15 protein-coding genes are annotated in these 14734 nt (G+C 70.1%); 8 read left to right on the top strand and 7 right to left on the bottom strand.

The window, feature by feature from the left end; translation table 11 throughout:
* Nucleotides 1-87 precede the first annotated feature (87 nt).
* Complete coding sequence (locus BLU79_RS15305) at nucleotides 88-1011, bottom strand: pyridoxamine 5'-phosphate oxidase family protein (RefSeq protein WP_093906290.1); 924 nt, start codon at nucleotides 1009-1011, stop codon at nucleotides 88-90.
* Between the two features lie 117 nt (nucleotides 1012-1128).
* Between BLU79_RS15305 and BLU79_RS15300 the strand changes: the two genes are divergently transcribed.
* On the top strand, nucleotides 1129-1800 hold the full coding sequence (locus BLU79_RS15300) for a CBS domain-containing protein (RefSeq protein WP_093906289.1): 672 nt from the start codon (nucleotides 1129-1131) through the stop codon (nucleotides 1798-1800).
* A 133-nt stretch (nucleotides 1801-1933) separates the two neighbouring features.
* Here the strand turns inward: BLU79_RS15300 and BLU79_RS15295 are convergent, their stop codons facing one another.
* The 5 genes from BLU79_RS15295 to BLU79_RS15275 all read right to left on the bottom strand — a co-directional run bounded on the left by BLU79_RS15295 (nucleotide 1934) and on the right by BLU79_RS15275 (nucleotide 5751).
* Nucleotides 1934-2398 (bottom strand): Hsp20/alpha crystallin family protein, encoded by a 465-nt coding sequence (locus tag BLU79_RS15295; protein WP_093906288.1) that lies wholly within the window; start codon nucleotides 2396-2398, stop codon nucleotides 1934-1936.
* 32 nt (nucleotides 2399-2430) lie between these two features.
* The gene (locus BLU79_RS15290) at nucleotides 2431-2718 is read right to left on the bottom strand and encodes a DUF1876 domain-containing protein (protein WP_093906287.1); all 288 of its coding nucleotides are present in this window, start codon (nucleotides 2716-2718) and stop codon (nucleotides 2431-2433) included.
* Between the two features lie 10 nt (nucleotides 2719-2728).
* A complete protein-coding gene (locus tag BLU79_RS15285; RefSeq protein WP_093906286.1) occupies nucleotides 2729-4120 on the bottom strand; it encodes a nicotinate phosphoribosyltransferase in 1392 nt (463 codons plus the stop codon).
* Between the two features lie 41 nt (nucleotides 4121-4161).
* A complete protein-coding gene (locus tag BLU79_RS15280) occupies nucleotides 4162-4641 on the bottom strand; it encodes an Rv1733c family protein (protein WP_371131869.1) in 480 nt (159 codons plus the stop codon).
* A gap of 288 nt (nucleotides 4642-4929) precedes the next feature.
* Nucleotides 4930-5751, bottom strand: a complete 822-nt coding sequence (locus BLU79_RS15275) for a universal stress protein (RefSeq protein ID WP_093906284.1) — start codon at nucleotides 5749-5751, stop codon at nucleotides 4930-4932.
* 233 nt (nucleotides 5752-5984) lie between these two features.
* On the opposite strand from BLU79_RS15275, the gene BLU79_RS15270 reads away from it, so the two are divergent.
* The 7 genes from BLU79_RS15270 to BLU79_RS15240 all read left to right on the top strand — a co-directional run bounded on the left by BLU79_RS15270 (nucleotide 5985) and on the right by BLU79_RS15240 (nucleotide 13838).
* Nucleotides 5985-6854: a universal stress protein gene (locus BLU79_RS15270; RefSeq protein WP_093906283.1), complete on the top strand. Its 870-nt coding sequence runs from the start codon at nucleotides 5985-5987 to the stop codon at nucleotides 6852-6854.
* A 123-nt stretch (nucleotides 6855-6977) separates the two neighbouring features.
* Nucleotides 6978-8006, top strand: coding sequence for an alcohol dehydrogenase catalytic domain-containing protein (locus BLU79_RS15265; RefSeq protein WP_093906481.1), 1029 nt, complete (start codon nucleotides 6978-6980; stop codon nucleotides 8004-8006).
* Between the two features lie 310 nt (nucleotides 8007-8316).
* Nucleotides 8317-10107 (top strand): acetate--CoA ligase, encoded by a 1791-nt coding sequence (acsA, locus tag BLU79_RS15260; RefSeq protein ID WP_093906282.1) that lies wholly within the window; start codon nucleotides 8317-8319, stop codon nucleotides 10105-10107.
* Nucleotides 10104-11189: a pyruvate dehydrogenase (acetyl-transferring) E1 component subunit alpha gene (gene pdhA, locus BLU79_RS15255; RefSeq protein ID WP_093906281.1), complete on the top strand. Its 1086-nt coding sequence runs from the start codon at nucleotides 10104-10106 to the stop codon at nucleotides 11187-11189. Before acsA ends, pdhA begins: the two co-directional genes overlap by 4 nt.
* Nucleotides 11190-11191: 2 nt before the next feature.
* On the top strand, nucleotides 11192-12187 hold the full coding sequence (locus BLU79_RS15250) for an alpha-ketoacid dehydrogenase subunit beta (protein ID WP_093906280.1): 996 nt from the start codon (nucleotides 11192-11194) through the stop codon (nucleotides 12185-12187).
* A gap of 2 nt (nucleotides 12188-12189) precedes the next feature.
* Nucleotides 12190-13590 carry a dihydrolipoamide acetyltransferase family protein gene (locus tag BLU79_RS15245; protein WP_093906279.1) on the top strand — a complete coding sequence of 467 codons (1401 nt, stop codon included), beginning with the start codon at nucleotides 12190-12192 and terminating at the stop codon, nucleotides 13588-13590.
* 2 nt (nucleotides 13591-13592) lie between these two features.
* Nucleotides 13593-13838 (top strand): acyl carrier protein, encoded by a 246-nt coding sequence (locus BLU79_RS15240; RefSeq protein ID WP_093906278.1) that lies wholly within the window; start codon nucleotides 13593-13595, stop codon nucleotides 13836-13838.
* A 25-nt stretch (nucleotides 13839-13863) separates the two neighbouring features.
* Here the strand turns inward: BLU79_RS15240 and BLU79_RS15235 are convergent, their stop codons facing one another.
* Nucleotides 13864-14724 (bottom strand): CBS domain-containing protein, encoded by an 861-nt coding sequence (locus tag BLU79_RS15235; protein ID WP_093906277.1) that lies wholly within the window; start codon nucleotides 14722-14724, stop codon nucleotides 13864-13866.
* Between the last annotated feature and the right edge of the window lie 10 nt (nucleotides 14725-14734).

The raw sequence follows: 14734 nt of genomic DNA, 5'->3' as shown, positions 1-14734 counted from the left end.
CGGTGTGTGTTGGCGCACTTGTCGGCTCACCGGAGCCTCCCCTCGCGAGTCGGCGACAGCCGGGACGAGGCCACTGCCTCTGGCTGCCTACTGACCGGCCGGAGTGATGCGGCGGCCTGTGAGACTCGTAGGCCGGATCGACACCCACATTTCGCGTTGACCGCCCGGCCACGGCGTGGTGTGGGCGCGTTGCGAGAGCCTCTGTACGGCGTCGGGCTCCGTCACGACGCTTGCCGGGCCGACCGCGAGTACGCTCCAGCCTTGGCTCAGAGCCTCGTCGAGGTGGTCGACCTCGAAGGCGACATCTGTTCCCACAGCCGCCGCGGGCACGGAGTCGGGCGCGGTCCGGAACATGATCGTGTCGTCGACGACCTCGTAGTTGACCGGGACGACCGCAGGGCGTCCGTCGGACGTCGACACCGCGATACGCCCCACCCCGTGTGTGGAGAGCAGGGTGCGGCATTCCTCCGGGCCGAGGTCGCGGAGTTGAGGGTGCAGCAGGGCGTGGCCTTGACCGGGCGGGAGATCGATCCCTCCTCCGCGCAGGGCGCTGACGGTGGTACCCAGCGCGTCGGCCAGCCTGATGAGAGTCGTCACAGTCGGGTCGGCGGGCCGTTCCTCCAGGTACGCCAGATAGGCGGGAGACATTCGTGCGCGGCGGGCGGTTTCCTCCCGGCTGAGCTTCTGCCTCCGGCGTTCGACGGCCACGCGCCGGCCGATGTCGCCGGGGTTGGGTGTCCCGGTCGGCTGGGCGGCCGCGGAGACGGCCTCCGCCTCACCCGTGTACGGCCGGGAAGGTTCGTGAGCGGTGACGGGCTGTCCATGCCCGACATGGTGGATGTGCGCGTCGGGCCCGGGGAACACGAGTGTCACTTCGTCCGTGTCCGACCAGCGCACGTCGTAGGGAGGTGTTCCGTCCTCGTGGTGGAGTCCGACGATCTCGCCGTCACGCCTGCCGGCGCCGGTCGCCGGGCTCTCGATGACGAGCTGGTCGCCGAGGTGAGCTCGCATGATTGCCGCCCTCTCCTCAGAATGGTGCTGTATCCAACGTGCCACGTGCGACACGCCGCCGCATGGGGCCGAAAGCCCCGAATCCGCGAGGCAGGCGGCCCGTATCCGGGAGGCAACATGCACCACCGAACGGTCGCTGAGCTCATGACCCGGGACGTCGTCAGGGCGCGGCGTGACATGCCGTTCAAAGAGATCGTCAGGCTGCTGACGGAGAACGACGTCACCGCCGTACCCGTGGTGGACGATCGGGACCATCCCGTCGGCGTGGTGTCCGAGGCCGACCTGCTGCGCAAGAGCGCCGATCAGGCAGACCCGTCCGGTCGGACCCCGGTTCCGCGTCTGGAGGCATGGGAGCGGGCCAAGGCCGAGGGGTCCCGCGCCGAGGAACTGATGTCGGCTCCGGCGCTCTGCGCACGTCCGGAGTGGAACGTGGTCGAGGCCGCCCGTCTGATGGAGACCCACCACGTCAAGCGGCTGCCTGTGGTGGACGAGGCGGACCGGCTCCTGGGCATCGTCAGCCGCGGCGACCTGCTGCGGATCTTCCTGCGCCGTGACGACGCCATCCGTGACGAGATCGCCGAGGACGTGCTGCGCCGGACGATGGGGCTTGATACCTCGGAGGTGACCGTCGAGGTGCACGAGGGCCACGTCGGCCTCCGTGGCTCCGTCGAGTTCAGGAGCCTGATCCCCGTCATCGAGCGGCTGTGCCGGAGCGTCGACGGCGTGGTGTCGGTCGCCGAGCACGTCGGGTACCGGACGGACGACTCCCGGCGTTCGCCGACCATCTGAGGGGCAGTCCACGCGGCAGCTGAGAGGACCGTGGTCGCGTGAGGGCCGACGGCGACGGAACCGTCGGCCCTTCATGGAAACGAGCGCCGGCCTGCCGAACCCGGTACGGAACAGCGGGCGGCCCGGCCTCGGCTCAGCCGGTGATCTCGACGCGCTGCGATTTTCCCCTCTCGGTCTTGGGGACGCGCACCGTGAGCACTCCGTTGGTCAGATCCGCGCTGACGTGCTCGGTGTCCGCGTTCGGCGGCAGAGTGGTGCGGTAGTCGAACTGCCCGATGTGGCGGGTGTGCCTGCGGACCACCCCGGCGCGTTCCTTCTCCTTGATCTCACCGTGGACCTCCAGTTCGCCTTCGACGACCTCCACGGTGATCTGGTCCTTGTCCAGACCGGGAAGCTCCAGCTCCACCAGGTAGGCGTCCTCGGTGTCCTCGATGTCGGTCAGCGGCGCCCATGCCTCGGCGGTGCCGAACTCGGGGAAGCCGGCGATGGGGAAGGTCGCATGCATGAGCCGGTCCATGCGGGTGCGGAGATCCTCGATCTCATGGAAGGGGTCCCACATGGGATGGGCGCCCCTGCTGCGTCGTACGGGATGTGTCATGGCTGGTCCTCCTTGCCTTCCGATCCAGGGGCTCACATGGGCCATCCAGCGATCTCACGGGTGCTCGGCCGGGACGTGCCCACGCCTTCGATGTCGCGCTCGGCGACGTTCAGCAGCTGCTGGGCGAGGTCGTTCATAGCCCGGCTCGCCGCCAGCTCGTCGCCGATCTCAGGCACGTTCATGTCCGCCGGATTGCAGTGCGCGGAACCGTGGCCGGTGAGCGTCGTGCTGCCGGTGTCCAGCACCACGCGTGCCTTCGTCGTCCCCTCGTCGTCCTCGAAGAGGTGGAGACGAACCTTCCATTCAGCCGTATGCGGCATCGCTGCCTCCTCACCTCGGTACGAACCGATGCGATCCGGACGCGGTACGTTCTGCGTCCGAGGGCTGTGGGGCGGGGGCCGACGCACCCTCCTCGATGCGGCGTCGGACTCGGGCGGTGAGTGCGCTCAGCAGCTCGGACACCGTCGCGCGAGGCGCGTCCGGCCCACGGATCCGACGGGCCGCCGACGGCAGTTCGCCCAGGTCCGCGGAGAACGTTGCCCGGCACGCGTCGAGCGTGGGCTTGTCTCCGGTTCGCCGCCCGCCCCGCATCACCGTCTCCAGCAACGGCCTGCCGTCGTCAGGTGGCTGCTCGTCGGCCAGACCGATCACGTCGGCGTACCCGGGACGGCGGAACACCTGCTTGGGGCCGGGCGCCGTGACCTTCGCGGAGGAGAGCTTCATCACCGGTCGGCCGTCGTACTGCACCATCTTGTAGGCGGAGTCCAGGAAGGGGGCGTCGGCCGAGACCCCGACGCGGGTACCGACGGCGTACGTGTCGATCGGCGCGCCGGAGCGGACCAGGTCGTCCACGGCGTACTCGTCGAGACCGCCGCTCGCGACGATTCGCACGTCCCGCATGCCCGCGCCGTCGAGGATGGCCCGTGCCCGCGCCGCCAGGGCCCCGAGGTCGCCGCTGTCCAGCCGTACGGCCGAGCCCGGCCCGCGGTCCAGGTCCCGCAGGACGCGCGCCGCGACGCGGACGCCCTGCTCGGTGTCATAGGTGTCCACCAGCAAGGTCACCGGCCCGGGGTGGGACCGTGCGAAGGAGCGGAACGCTCCCTCCTCGGTGGCGAATGCCTCCACGAAGGAATGCGCCATCGTACCGACGGCAGGTATGCCGACAGCGGTGGCTGCGGCCACGTTGCTGGTCCCGGCGAAGCCGACCATCGCACCGAGGCGGGCGGCCTGGAACCCGGACTGCGGGCCGTGGGCCCGCCGCAGGGAGAAGTCCACGACGGGATGCCCGGCCGCGGCGAGAGTGCAGCGCGCGGCCTTCGAGGCGAGCGCGGTCTGATGGCTGACCTGGTTGAGCACGTACGTTTCGGCCAACTGGGCCTGCGGAAGCGGCGCGGTCACCTCCAGCAGCGGCTCTCCCGCCAGCACGATCCGCCCTTCCGGCACGGCCCGCACGTCACCCGTGAACTCCAGGCCGAGCAGGGCCCGAAGATCCCGGGGCGGCCGGTGCAGGGCGGAAGCGAAGGCGTCGACGTCCTCGGGGTCGACACGGAGGCTGGACAGGTAGTCCAGGGCCGACTCCATCCCCGCCGCGACCAGGAAGCCCCGCTCATGCGGCAGGTCGCGGACGAAGAGGCTGAAGGTCGCCGGGCCGGTCATGCCCTCCTGCAGATAGGACATGGCCATCGTGACTTCGTACAGATCGGTGGTCATCGCATCGGACATCGGGGTCACCTCCTCCAGCCTCCACCCGAGCTACCCGTCCGTCACCTGCGGAAGCGCGCGGACCACAGGGGCTCCACCAGATCCCACTCGGCCTCCCACTGCGCGTACCTTCTGCGGTCCAACACGTGGCGCATGCCTGCCCGCGCCGCGAAGAACCCGGCGGTCACGCCGATCGTCGTCATACCGCCCACGAACCATCCCGTGGTCCTGGCGTTGAGTGCGTTCATCGGAGGACCAGTGATGGTTCCGTCCAGATCCACCCACACCCGCACGGTCGCGCCCTTGGGCGTTCCCGGCTCTACCCAGGCGGTTCCCGTCCGCACCGTGCCATTGCCATCGGTCCAGCGGACCTGCGCCTGTCGCTTCGCTTCTTCGGCATTGCCCCTGACGTCCGACGTCAGCCGGGCGGTGACCTCCTGCCGCTGCGCCGATTGGGTCTGCACAGTACGCATCGACGACTCGTACGCCGTCAGCCCGGCACTGAGCGCGGCCACCGGCAGGCCGAGGAGGAACACGAGCATCAAGAAGCGGCGGAGCCAGGATTCGACCCTGTCGGACGTACGCCTCAGGGGATTCGCCCCCTTTGGGGCGTGCTCCTGGTGCGGCGGGGGTGGGCCGGACGCGGACGGCGAACCTTGTGCACTCATGAGTCGGCCTCCAGCAGGTCGCTGGTCCGTTCCCCCGTCTCTCCGTCCCACCATGGAACGGCAGCGGAGTGCGGTCACTGGGCCGAAAGTCCCCGCAGGGGGGACGTCCGGCCCCGCAAGGGTCGGCCGCCGACATGATCCGTCTCCGCCGGGTGTGCGCGGTCATATCTGGGGAACGACCACGACCGGGCATGGCGCATGATGCAGTACCGCATGATTGATCAGGCCCAGCTGCAAACCCAAGTGCCCTTGTCGTCTGCGGGCGCCGACGACCAGCAGATCCGCTCCTGACGCCGCCACCAGCAGCGCCTGGCGTGCCGGTCCCTCGATCACCCTTCGGGCCACCGGGGCATCCGCGTATCGCTCCGCGGCGCCGCGCAGGGCGTCGTCGAGCACCTGCTCCGGCGGTCGTCGATGGGCCTCCAAGGCGTACCAGGGCGGGGCTTGAGGTGTGGTGAGGGCACCGAACGGAGTGCTCCAAGCGTGCACCGCCACCAGCCGACAGCCCCGCGCACGAGCCTCGCGGAGCGCGAACTGCACAGCCGTACCGCTGCCGTCCCCGTCCTCGACACCGACCACGACGCTCCCGAACCGGGCACCCCGGTGCTCCGCCGCACCGCGCACCACGACTACCGGGCAGTCCGCTCGTGCCGCCACGGCCAGGCTGACCGAGCCCAGGAGCATGCCGGCGAGGTCTCCGAGCCCGCGGGGTCCGAGCACCAGCGCGAAGGCGTTGCGTCCCTTGTCGACCAGGGCGGATGCCGCGTCCTCATGCAGCACCTCGCTCGACAGGCGTGCTGCGGGAGCGCCCTTCCTGGCACGTTGCGCGGCAGCGCCGATCACTTCGGATGCCTCGTGGTTCCTCGCGGCCGCGTGCAGGAGGTGGATCGCCACGTCGTGCAGGACCGCCTCGGCGGCGGCCCAGTCCACCGCCTCCAGGCTCGCCTCGGACCCGTCGACGCCGACCACCAGGGGAATCGACACCGCCCCTGTCTCCTCTCGTGCCGGACTCCACTTCTCCGGCCCATTCCTCCACAGGTCCACATGCGCCGCGGAGGAGATTGAGGTACTCCTCGAAGGAGAGAACACATCACGCTTCGAAGGTGAGAACACATCACGCTCGGCATGCCGGCGACGTCCGGAGCATTCAGACCATCGGACTCGTTCACCGTCATTCACCGTCAATTCCAGCTTCGTACGAGACGGAGGCCGCCGCCATGCAACCAGTCGTCACCGTGGGCCTTGACGGCTCACCCGAAAGCCTTGCCGCTGCCCGCTGGGCCGCCGACGAGGCCGAGAAGCGCAAACTCACCCTGCGCCTGCTGCACGCATGGCCACTGCTGGCACCGGAACCGACCAGCGTCCCCTCGGAAGTCGATCAGAACTACTGGGCGAAGCGTCTCGTCCACACCGCGCAGGCGGAGCTCCAAGCACACCACCCGGGCCTGTCCATCGTCGGGGACCTGGTCGCCGAAGATGCCCAGAACGCCCTGCTCCAAGCCGCGTCGGAGTCCGAGATGATCGTGCTCGGTTCACGGGGGCTGGAGCCTGTCGAGAGCTACTTCCTGGGCGACGTCAGCATGCCCGTCGTGGCACGGGCCGAGCGGCCGGTCGTACTGGTCCGCGCCGAGGCCCCGGAGGAGGAGGCACCCCCGGCACCGGCGAGCCGCGTGGTCGTGGCCCTGAAACTGCACGGATCCTCCGACGACCTGCTCGACTTCGCCTTCCACACCGCCGCGGCCAGGGGCGTTCCTCTCCTTGCCGTCCACGGACGTAGCGTGCCGCTCCATGCCCGCGTGCCCTGGGGTGTGGATCATGACGTCACCGAAGAGATGAGGCGGGATGCGCAGAAGGAACTGAGCAAAGCGCTCCGTCCCTGGCGCGAGAAGTACCCGCAGGTGGACGTAGCCGACAGCATCCATCTCGCAAGCCCGGCCAAAGCCGTGGTACGGGTTGCCGAAGGCGCCGCGCTACTGGTCGTCGGCCGACGCGCACACCGGCACGGCCTGGCACCTCACCTGGGTCCCGTGGCCCAGGCCGCCATCCATCACGGGAACTGCCCCGTCGCTGTCGTTCCTCATGACTGAGCCCGACCTCCACGACTGAAACCGGATCTCCGCGGTGATCCGACTGAGGCGCATGGGCGGCCGTGTTGCCCGGGAGCCCTGCGGGCGTGACCGTGGAGGTGAGGGAACGAGGGAGTGAACACCGTGCGAGCGCTCGTCTACCACGGTCCGGACCAGACCTCCTGGGACACCGTCCCGGACCCTGCGATCGAGGAGGCGACCGACGCGATCGTGCGCGTCGACGCCACCACCGTCTGCGGCAGTGACCTGCACATCCTGCGAGGAGACCTCCCCGAGGTGAAACCGGGGACGATCCTCGGCCACGAGGCCGTGGGCGAGGTCGTGGAGGTCGGCAGCGACGTCCACGACCTGAGCCCAGGGAGCCAGGTGATCGTGTCGTCCGTCTCGGCCTGCGGCCACTGCCGGGCGTGCCGCGACAACATGGGCGGACAATGCCGCGGGGGCGGTGGCTGGATCCTGGGGAGTCTGATCAACGGGACCCAGGCCGAGTTCGTGCGGGTGCCGTTCGCCGAATACTCCACGCACCGACGTCCTTCCGCTCTCCCGCTGAGCGATGCCGTCCTGCTCGCCGAAGTCCTCCCCACCGCCTACGAGGTCGGAGTGCGGAACGGACATGTGAGCCCGGGAGACATCGTCGTGGTGGTGGGAGCGGGGCCCGTCGGTCTCGCCACGGTCGCCATCGCGCGTCTTTACTCGCCCCGCCGGATCATCGTCGTGGACCTGTCCACCGCCCGGCTGGAAGCCGCCGCCCACCTGGGCGCGGATGCCGCCGAACTGCCGGGGCAGATGATCGCCGATCTCTCCGAGGAGCCGGGAGCGGACGTGGTCATCGAGGCATCGGGTGAACCGGAAGGCTTCGTCCTGTGCACTCGCGCCGTCCGCACAGGCGGGCATATCGCCAACATCGGCACGCACGGCAAACCGGTCACCCTGCATCTCGAGTCCCTGTGGCGCAAGAACGTGACGATCAGCACCGGCCAGGTGGACACGTCCTCCACCCCCTGGTTGCTGGAGCTGGTGAGGTTCGGACGCCTGCCCGTCTCCCAGCTGGTCACCCACACCTTCGGCCTCGATCGGATGGAGGACGCCTACGAGGTGTTCTCACACGGCACCACCACGGGCGCCCTCAAAGTCGTGCTGCACCGCGAGTGAACCGCCCGGCCCGAGAGGGGCCGAACGGGCCGATCGGACCCTCGGTCAGGGCCGTCCGGCCCTACAACTCGCCGGCGAGCGGCGGTGCCATGGAATTGAGCCGAGGGCTGCAAGGAGACACGGAGCAGCGGAACGGCAGCCGCACACCGTGCGATTCGGGCCCGCAAGAAGTGGGCGGCCCCCTCGGCTCCATCGACGCCCGCGGTGCGCCGCCGCCAGTCCGATCGTGCCCGGTCCTCCGGCCGACATGCAGCCAGGGCCGGGCTCGGCGACTCTGGAGATCAGGGGGCAGTGCCGGGAGGAGCAGCCCATGCACTGGGAAACGATCCACAAGGACACCACACCGGTCGTCCCACCCCGACTCACCGACTACGACCAGTCCCGCTCCGCCTTCACCTGGTCGCAGGCGCGCACCGCACTGGCCGGGCTGCCCGACGGAGGGCTCAACATGGCCCACGAGGCGGTCGACCGGCACGCGGCGTCGGACCTCGCGGACAAGGCCGCACTGCGATGCGTCGCCCGCGACGGCTCCGTCTCGACCGTCACCTACGCGGAACTGGCACGTCGTACCGCCCGCTTCGCGAACGTCCTGCGGTCACTCGGCATCGGCCTCGGAGACCGGGTGTTCACCCTGCTGGGCCGCTGCCCCGAGCTCTACACCACGGTGCTCGGCACGCTGAAGAACACCAGCGTGCTCTGCCCGCTCTTCGCCGCCTTCGGCCCCGACCCGGTGGCGCAGCGGCTGCGGCTCGGCGACGCTCAGGTCCTGGTCACCACCGCGGTCCTGTACCGGCGCAAGGCCGCCGAGCGCCGGGCGTCGGTTCCTGGACTGAAACACGTCCTGATCGTCGGCCCCGGTGCCGAGGAGCTGCCCGGCACCGTGTCCTTCGACGACCTGATGTCCGCCGCGCCGGACACCTTCACCATCCCGCCGACCGCGCCCGACGACATGGCCCTGCTGCACTTCACGAGCGGCACCACGGGCACCCCCAAGGGCGCGGTCCATGTCCACGAGGCTGTCGTCGCGCACTACGCCACGGCCTCGTACGCGCTCGATCTGCACCCCGAGGACGTGTATTGGTGCACCGCCGACCCCGGCTGGGTCACCGGCATGTCGTACGGCATCATCGCCCCGCTCGTCCACGGCGTGACTGTGGTCGTCGACGAGGGCGACTACGACGCCCGGCGCTGGTACCGGATCCTCGGTGAACAGCGGGTCACCGTCTGGTACACGGCCCCCACGGCCCTGCGCATGCTCATGCGCGCCACACCACGCCAGGGCCCGTACGACCTGCCGCGTTCCTACGACCTCTCGGCGCTGCGGTTCATCGCCTCTGTCGGCGAGCCCCTCAATCCGGAGGCTGTGGTGTGGGGCCGGGACGTGCTGGGCCTGCCGATTCACGACAACTGGTGGCAGACGGAGACCGGCTGCATCATGATCGCGAACTTCGCCGCCAGCGAGATCCGTCCCGGCTCGATGGGAAGGCCGCTGCCCGGCGTCGTCGCGACGGTGCTGGAGCAGGGCGAGGACGGCCGGGCGCTGGTCATCGGCGGTCGGGTCACCGAGGTTCAACGCCCCGATGGCGAGGGTGAGTTGGCGATACGTCCAGGCTGGCCGTCGATGTTCCGCGGCTATCTGCACGACAAAAAGCGCTACGACGCCGCGTTCGCGGGCGGCTGGTACCTGACCGGGGACCTGGTCAGACGGGACGCGGACGGCTGGTACTGGTTCGTGGGGCGCGCCGACGACGTCATCAAGTCGGCGGGACATCTGATCGGCCCCTTCGAGGTGGAGAGCGCGCTGATGGAGCACCCGGCGGTGGCCGAGTCCGGGGTGATCGGACGGCCGGACCCGGTCGCCGGGAACGTCGTCAAGGCGTTCGTGTCGCTGCGTCCCGGTGTCGAGCCAACTGCGGATCTGGAGCGGGAACTGCTGGCCTTTGGCCGCCGAAAGCTGGGCCCCGCCGTCGCGCCGAGGGAGATCGCGTTCGACCAGAACCTGCCCAAGACCCGTAGCGGGAAAGTGATGCGCCGTGTGCTGCGTGCGCGGGAACTCGGCCTGCCCACGGGCGATTTGTCGACCTTGGAGGGAACGGCATGAATGTGGCCCGCCCCACCCGTACGCGGAAGGACTCGGCGCCGCCGAAGTCCGGAAAAAAGACCAAGACGGCCAAAGGGGAAACGGGTGCCGGACCTCCGTCCGGGCGCGGGGCCACCGGGCACCGGACGGACCTGCTGGAGTCGATGCTGCGCATCCGGCACTTCGAGGAGCGGTGCGTCGAGCTGTACAGCGCCGCGAAGATCCGCGGCTTCGTACACCTCTACATAGGCGAGGAGGCCGTCGCCGTCGGCGTCAACGAGGCACTGACACCCGAGGACGCGGTCGTCTCCACCTACCGCGAACACGGCCACGCGCTGGCCCGCGGAATCACCGCCGAAGCCGTCATGGCCGAGATGTACGGCAGGACGACAGGGTGCAGCGGTGGCCGGGGCGGTTCGATGCACCTGTTCGACGCGAGCCGCCGCTTCTACGGCGGCAACGCCATCGTCGCGGGCGGACTCCCGTTGGCCGCTGGCCTCGCGCTGGCCGACCGGATGCGCGGACGGATGAACGTCACGTGCTGCTTCTTCGGCGACGGAGCCTTCGCCGAGGGCGAGTTCCACGAGACCGCGAACCTGGCGGCGTTGTGGAAGCTGCCCTTGCTGCTCGTCTGTGAGAACAACCGCTACGCCATGGGCACGGCGCTGGAACGGCACGAGGCACAGACCGATCTGGCCATGCGCGCCGCCTCCTACGGCATGGTCGCCTGGGCCGTGGACGGCATGGACGTCGAAGTCGTCGAACAGGCCGCACGGCGGGCCGTCGAGGGCATCCGGGCCGGCAGTGGGCCGCACTTCCTGGAATTGCGCACCTACCGCTTCCGCGCCCACTCGATGTACGACCCGGACCGCTACCGCGACAAGGCGGAGATCGAGCAGTGGAAGTCCCGCGACCCGATCAGCCTGCTCACGGACCGCATGCGCGAGAACGGTGAGCTGGGGGACAAGGACGTCGCCACGATCGAGCAGCGGATCGCCGGCGAGATCGACCACGCCGTCGAAGCGGCCGAACTGGCACCCGAGGAGCCGGTCGAGAACCTGCTCCGCCACGTCACCAGTTCCTCGGCGGAGGCGGTGAGTTGACCATGGGCGCCGACGGGACGCACGAGGCGAAGACCACCTACCGGGAGGCGATGCGCGAGGCACTCCGGGAGGCCCTGTGCTCCGACGACCGTGTCTTCCTCATGGGCGAGGACGTGGGGAGGTACGGCGGATGCTTCGGCGTCAGCCTCGGACTGCTGGAGGAGTTCGGCCCCGAACGCGTCCGCGACACCCCGCTGTCCGAGTCCGCGTTCGTCGGTGCCGGAATCGGGGCCGCCCTCGCCGGGATGCGGCCCATCGTCGAGATCATGACCGTCAACTTCAGCCTGCTCGCCCTCGACCAGATCCTCAACAACGCCGCCACCCTGCTGCACATGTCGGGCGGCCAACTGCCCGTACCGCTGGTCATCCGCATGACCACGGGCGCCGGACGGCAACTCGCCGCCCAGCACTCGCACAGCCTGGAAGGCTGGTACGCGCACATCCCCGGCATCCGCGTCCTCGCCCCCGCCACCCTCGAGGACGCGCGCCACATGCTGGCCCCGGCGCTCGCCGACCCCGACCCCGTATTGATCTTCGAGCACGGAAGCCTCTACAACGTCTCCGGCGAACTCCTCCCGACCACCGCACCCGTGAACCTGGACCACGCCGCGATCCGTCGCCCCGGCACCGACATCTCCCTGATCACGTACGGCGGTTCGCTGCCCAAGGCCCTCGCGGCGGCGGACGATCTGGCTGCCGAGGGCATCAGCGCCGAGGTGATCGACCTCCGCACGCTCCGCCCCCTCGACGCCGTGGCCATCACCGCTTCGGTCGCCCGTACCCACCGGGCGGTGGTCATCGACGAGGCATGGCGGACGGGAAGCCTCGCCGCCGAGGTGTCCGCCCGCATCGCCGAAGAGTCGTTCTACGAACTGGACGCTCCCGTCGAGCGGGTGTGCAGCGCCGAGGTGCCCATGCCGTACGCCCGGCGGCTGGAGGAGGCCGCCCTGCCGCAGACCGCCGACATCGTCGCGGCCGCCCACCGGGCGGTGAACTGATCATGGCCGAGTTCACCATGCCGTCCCTCGGCGCCGACATGGACGAGGGCACACTGCTGGAATGGCTGGTGGGACCCGGTGACCCCGTCCACAAAGGCGATCCGGTCGCGGTCGTCGAAACGGCGAAGTCGACGATCGAGGTGGAGTGCTTCGAAACCGGGACCATGACCGAGCTGCTCGTCGAGCCCGGCACGACGGTCCCGGTAGGCACGCCGCTCGCGCTGATCGGGCCGACCGAGGAGCGACGACCGGTCCGTCGGGCACCGAAGAAGGGCAGGACCACTGAGCCCTCCGCGCCCACCGAGCCCCCCTCCCCGCCACCCGAACCCGCCCCTGTCCCGGCGTCGGCACCGTCCGTCGCTGGGCAGCCCGGCCACCTCGAGGCCGGCCCCTTGGCCCGGCATCTCGCCGAGCACAGCGGCGTCGACCTGGAGACGCTGCACGGCTCCGGACCAGGAGGGCGCGTCACCCGGACCGACGTCGAGGCAGCGGTGGCCGCCCGAGCCGCTCCTCGGCCACCACGCGTGCGCGCCACGCCCCTCGCCCGGCGGCTCGCCGCCGAACTGGGCGTCGACCTGGCCACGGTGACGGGGACGGGCAGGGAGTCGACCGTCCGTGCCGCGGACGTACGCCAGGCAGCTCCCGGCCCGGCGGCCCCGACCCCACCCGCGCCCACCGGCGCCACCGCGGGACGTCCTTCCGCTCAACGGCCTTCTGCTACCCGCCCGTCCGAAGAGCGGGCCGCAGCCATGCGCCGGGCGATCGCCGGCCTGATGACTCGCGCCAACCGGGACATTCCCCACTACTACCTCTCCACCACCGTGGACATGGCCGCCGCTATGGCCTGGCTGCACGAGCACAACCGGCGCAGCCCAGTTGGTGAACGGCTGCTCCCCGCAGCTCTGTTGCTCAAGGCAGCGGCCCTGGCAGCCAGGGACGTCCCCGAACTCAACGGCTTCTGGACCGAGGACCACTTCACGGCGGGCGAGGGCATACACCTCGGCGTGGCCGTGTCCCTGCGCGGCGGAGGGCTCGTCGCCCCCGCTCTGCACCACGCCGACACCCTTGCACTCCCGCAGCTGATGAACTCCCTGAAGAACCTGGTCACCCGGGCCCGCGCGGGCAGGCTGCGCGGTTCCGAGGTGTCCGACGCGACGATCACCGTCACCAACCTCGGCGACCAGGGCGTGGAGACGGTCTTCGGTGTGATCTACCCGCCCCAGGTGGCCCTGGTCGGCTACGGACGGGTGGTCGACCGGCCGTGCGCCGTCGACGGCCTGCTGGGCGTGCGACCCATGGTCACGGCGACCCTCTCCGCCGACCACCGGGCGACGGACGGTGCCGTCGGTGCCCGCTACCTCACGGCGGTCTCCCGCCTCCTGCAGAACCCGGAGCAGCTGTGAACATGAATCGAACCGAGGCACTCGACATGGTCAGGGAATCGATCTCGCGCGTCATCCCCGGCGCCGACATCGCTGCTCTGGGGCCCGACGACGCGTTCCGTGACGTGCTGGAGATGGACTCGCTGGACGTCCTGAGCTTCGTGGAGGTCCTCAGCGAGCGGTCCGGCGTGCGCATCGAGGACGAGGACACGCCCCGGCTCACCACGCTGTCCGCAAGCGCCGACTTCCTTGTCGCCCATGCGCAGTGACTTGCGCCCCGTGGACGGACACGGCTCAGACCGCTTCGATGTCGTCGACGACATCCACCACGTCGTCGATGCCCCGTACCGATGCCAGCAGTTCGGGGACCACAGCCTTGTCCAGTCTCCCCGTCATCGTCACCACGCCGTTCTCCACGGCGACTTGGACGACGCGCGGATCCAGCAGGTGCCGACCGAGCAGGGATTCGGCCTCGGCCCGGATCTCGGCGTCGTCCCGGATCAGGGCTCGCAGCAGGTCGCGCCGGCTCACCACACCGACGAGGCGGCCGCGATAGTCGGTCACGGGGAGCCGCTTCAGCCGGGCGTGGGCGGCGGTCCACGCGGCGTCCGCCACTCGCTGCGCCGGATAGACGGTGACCGGCGGGAAGGTCATCAACGTGGCCGCCGTGTCGCCGTGGCTCTTCTCGTACAGGCGGTGCATCCACATCCTGCCGACAGGCCCGTGCCGGTGCGGTTCCGCCATGACGGCGGCCTTGGCCAGCAGATCCGACTCCGAGACGACACCGATCACGTGGTCGTCGGCGTCGACCACCGGCACGGCGCTCAGCTGCTCGCGGGCGAGCGCGTGGGCTACCTCCAGGAACGGCAGGTCGCCGGGGACGGAGGCCGCCGGCACCTGCATGACGTCTCTCACCCGGAGTACGGCAGGTTCCCGGTCGGACGGTCCCGGTGCGGAAGTGGCGGGCGGCTGGGGTATCTCCCCGCCGGGAGCCTGCTCCGTAGCCTCTGTGCTCCTCGCCGACGCGGCGGCGGCGACTGCCGCGAGGTAGCGGCCCAACGCGTCCCGGCGCGGTTCCTCCTGGGGTGTCCACGCGCGGCCCGGCGTGGTGCGGCGGACTTCCTTCTCCGTGGAGCTGTGCTCGATGTCGCTCACGGCTGCCTCC

The sequence above is a fragment of the Streptomyces sp. cf386 genome (assembly GCF_900103585.1).
Classification (GTDB): Bacteria; Actinomycetota; Actinomycetes; order Streptomycetales; family Streptomycetaceae; genus Streptomyces.
Note: the sequence above shows the minus strand (reverse complement) of the source record. Positions and strands in the feature narration are given on the sequence as shown.

Bases quoted from the DNA above. Each gene is read 5' to 3' on its own strand.
- BLU79_RS15305 (WP_093906290.1), bottom strand. From the start codon at position 1,011: ATGCGAGCTCACCTCGGCGACCAGCTCGTCATCGAGAGCCCGGCGACC.
- BLU79_RS15300 (WP_093906289.1), top strand. From the start codon at position 1,129: ATGCACCACCGAACGGTCGCTGAGCTCATGACCCGGGACGTCGTCAGG.
- BLU79_RS15295 (WP_093906288.1), bottom strand. From the start codon at position 2,398: ATGACACATCCCGTACGACGCAGCAGGGGCGCCCATCCCATGTGGGAC.
- BLU79_RS15290 (WP_093906287.1), bottom strand. From the start codon at position 2,718: ATGCCGCATACGGCTGAATGGAAGGTTCGTCTCCACCTCTTCGAGGAC.
- BLU79_RS15285 (WP_093906286.1), bottom strand. From the start codon at position 4,120: ATGTCCGATGCGATGACCACCGATCTGTACGAAGTCACGATGGCCATG.
- BLU79_RS15280 (WP_371131869.1), bottom strand. From the start codon at position 4,641: ATGCTCGTGTTCCTCCTCGGCCTGCCGGTGGCCGCGCTCAGTGCCGGG.
- BLU79_RS15270 (WP_093906283.1), top strand. From the start codon at position 5,985: ATGCAACCAGTCGTCACCGTGGGCCTTGACGGCTCACCCGAAAGCCTT.
- acsA (WP_093906282.1), top strand. From the start codon at position 8,317: ATGCACTGGGAAACGATCCACAAGGACACCACACCGGTCGTCCCACCC.
- pdhA (WP_093906281.1), top strand. From the start codon at position 10,104: ATGAATGTGGCCCGCCCCACCCGTACGCGGAAGGACTCGGCGCCGCCG.
- BLU79_RS15250 (WP_093906280.1), top strand. From the start codon at position 11,192: ATGGGCGCCGACGGGACGCACGAGGCGAAGACCACCTACCGGGAGGCG.
- BLU79_RS15245 (WP_093906279.1), top strand. From the start codon at position 12,190: ATGGCCGAGTTCACCATGCCGTCCCTCGGCGCCGACATGGACGAGGGC.
- BLU79_RS15240 (WP_093906278.1), top strand. From the start codon at position 13,593: ATGAATCGAACCGAGGCACTCGACATGGTCAGGGAATCGATCTCGCGC.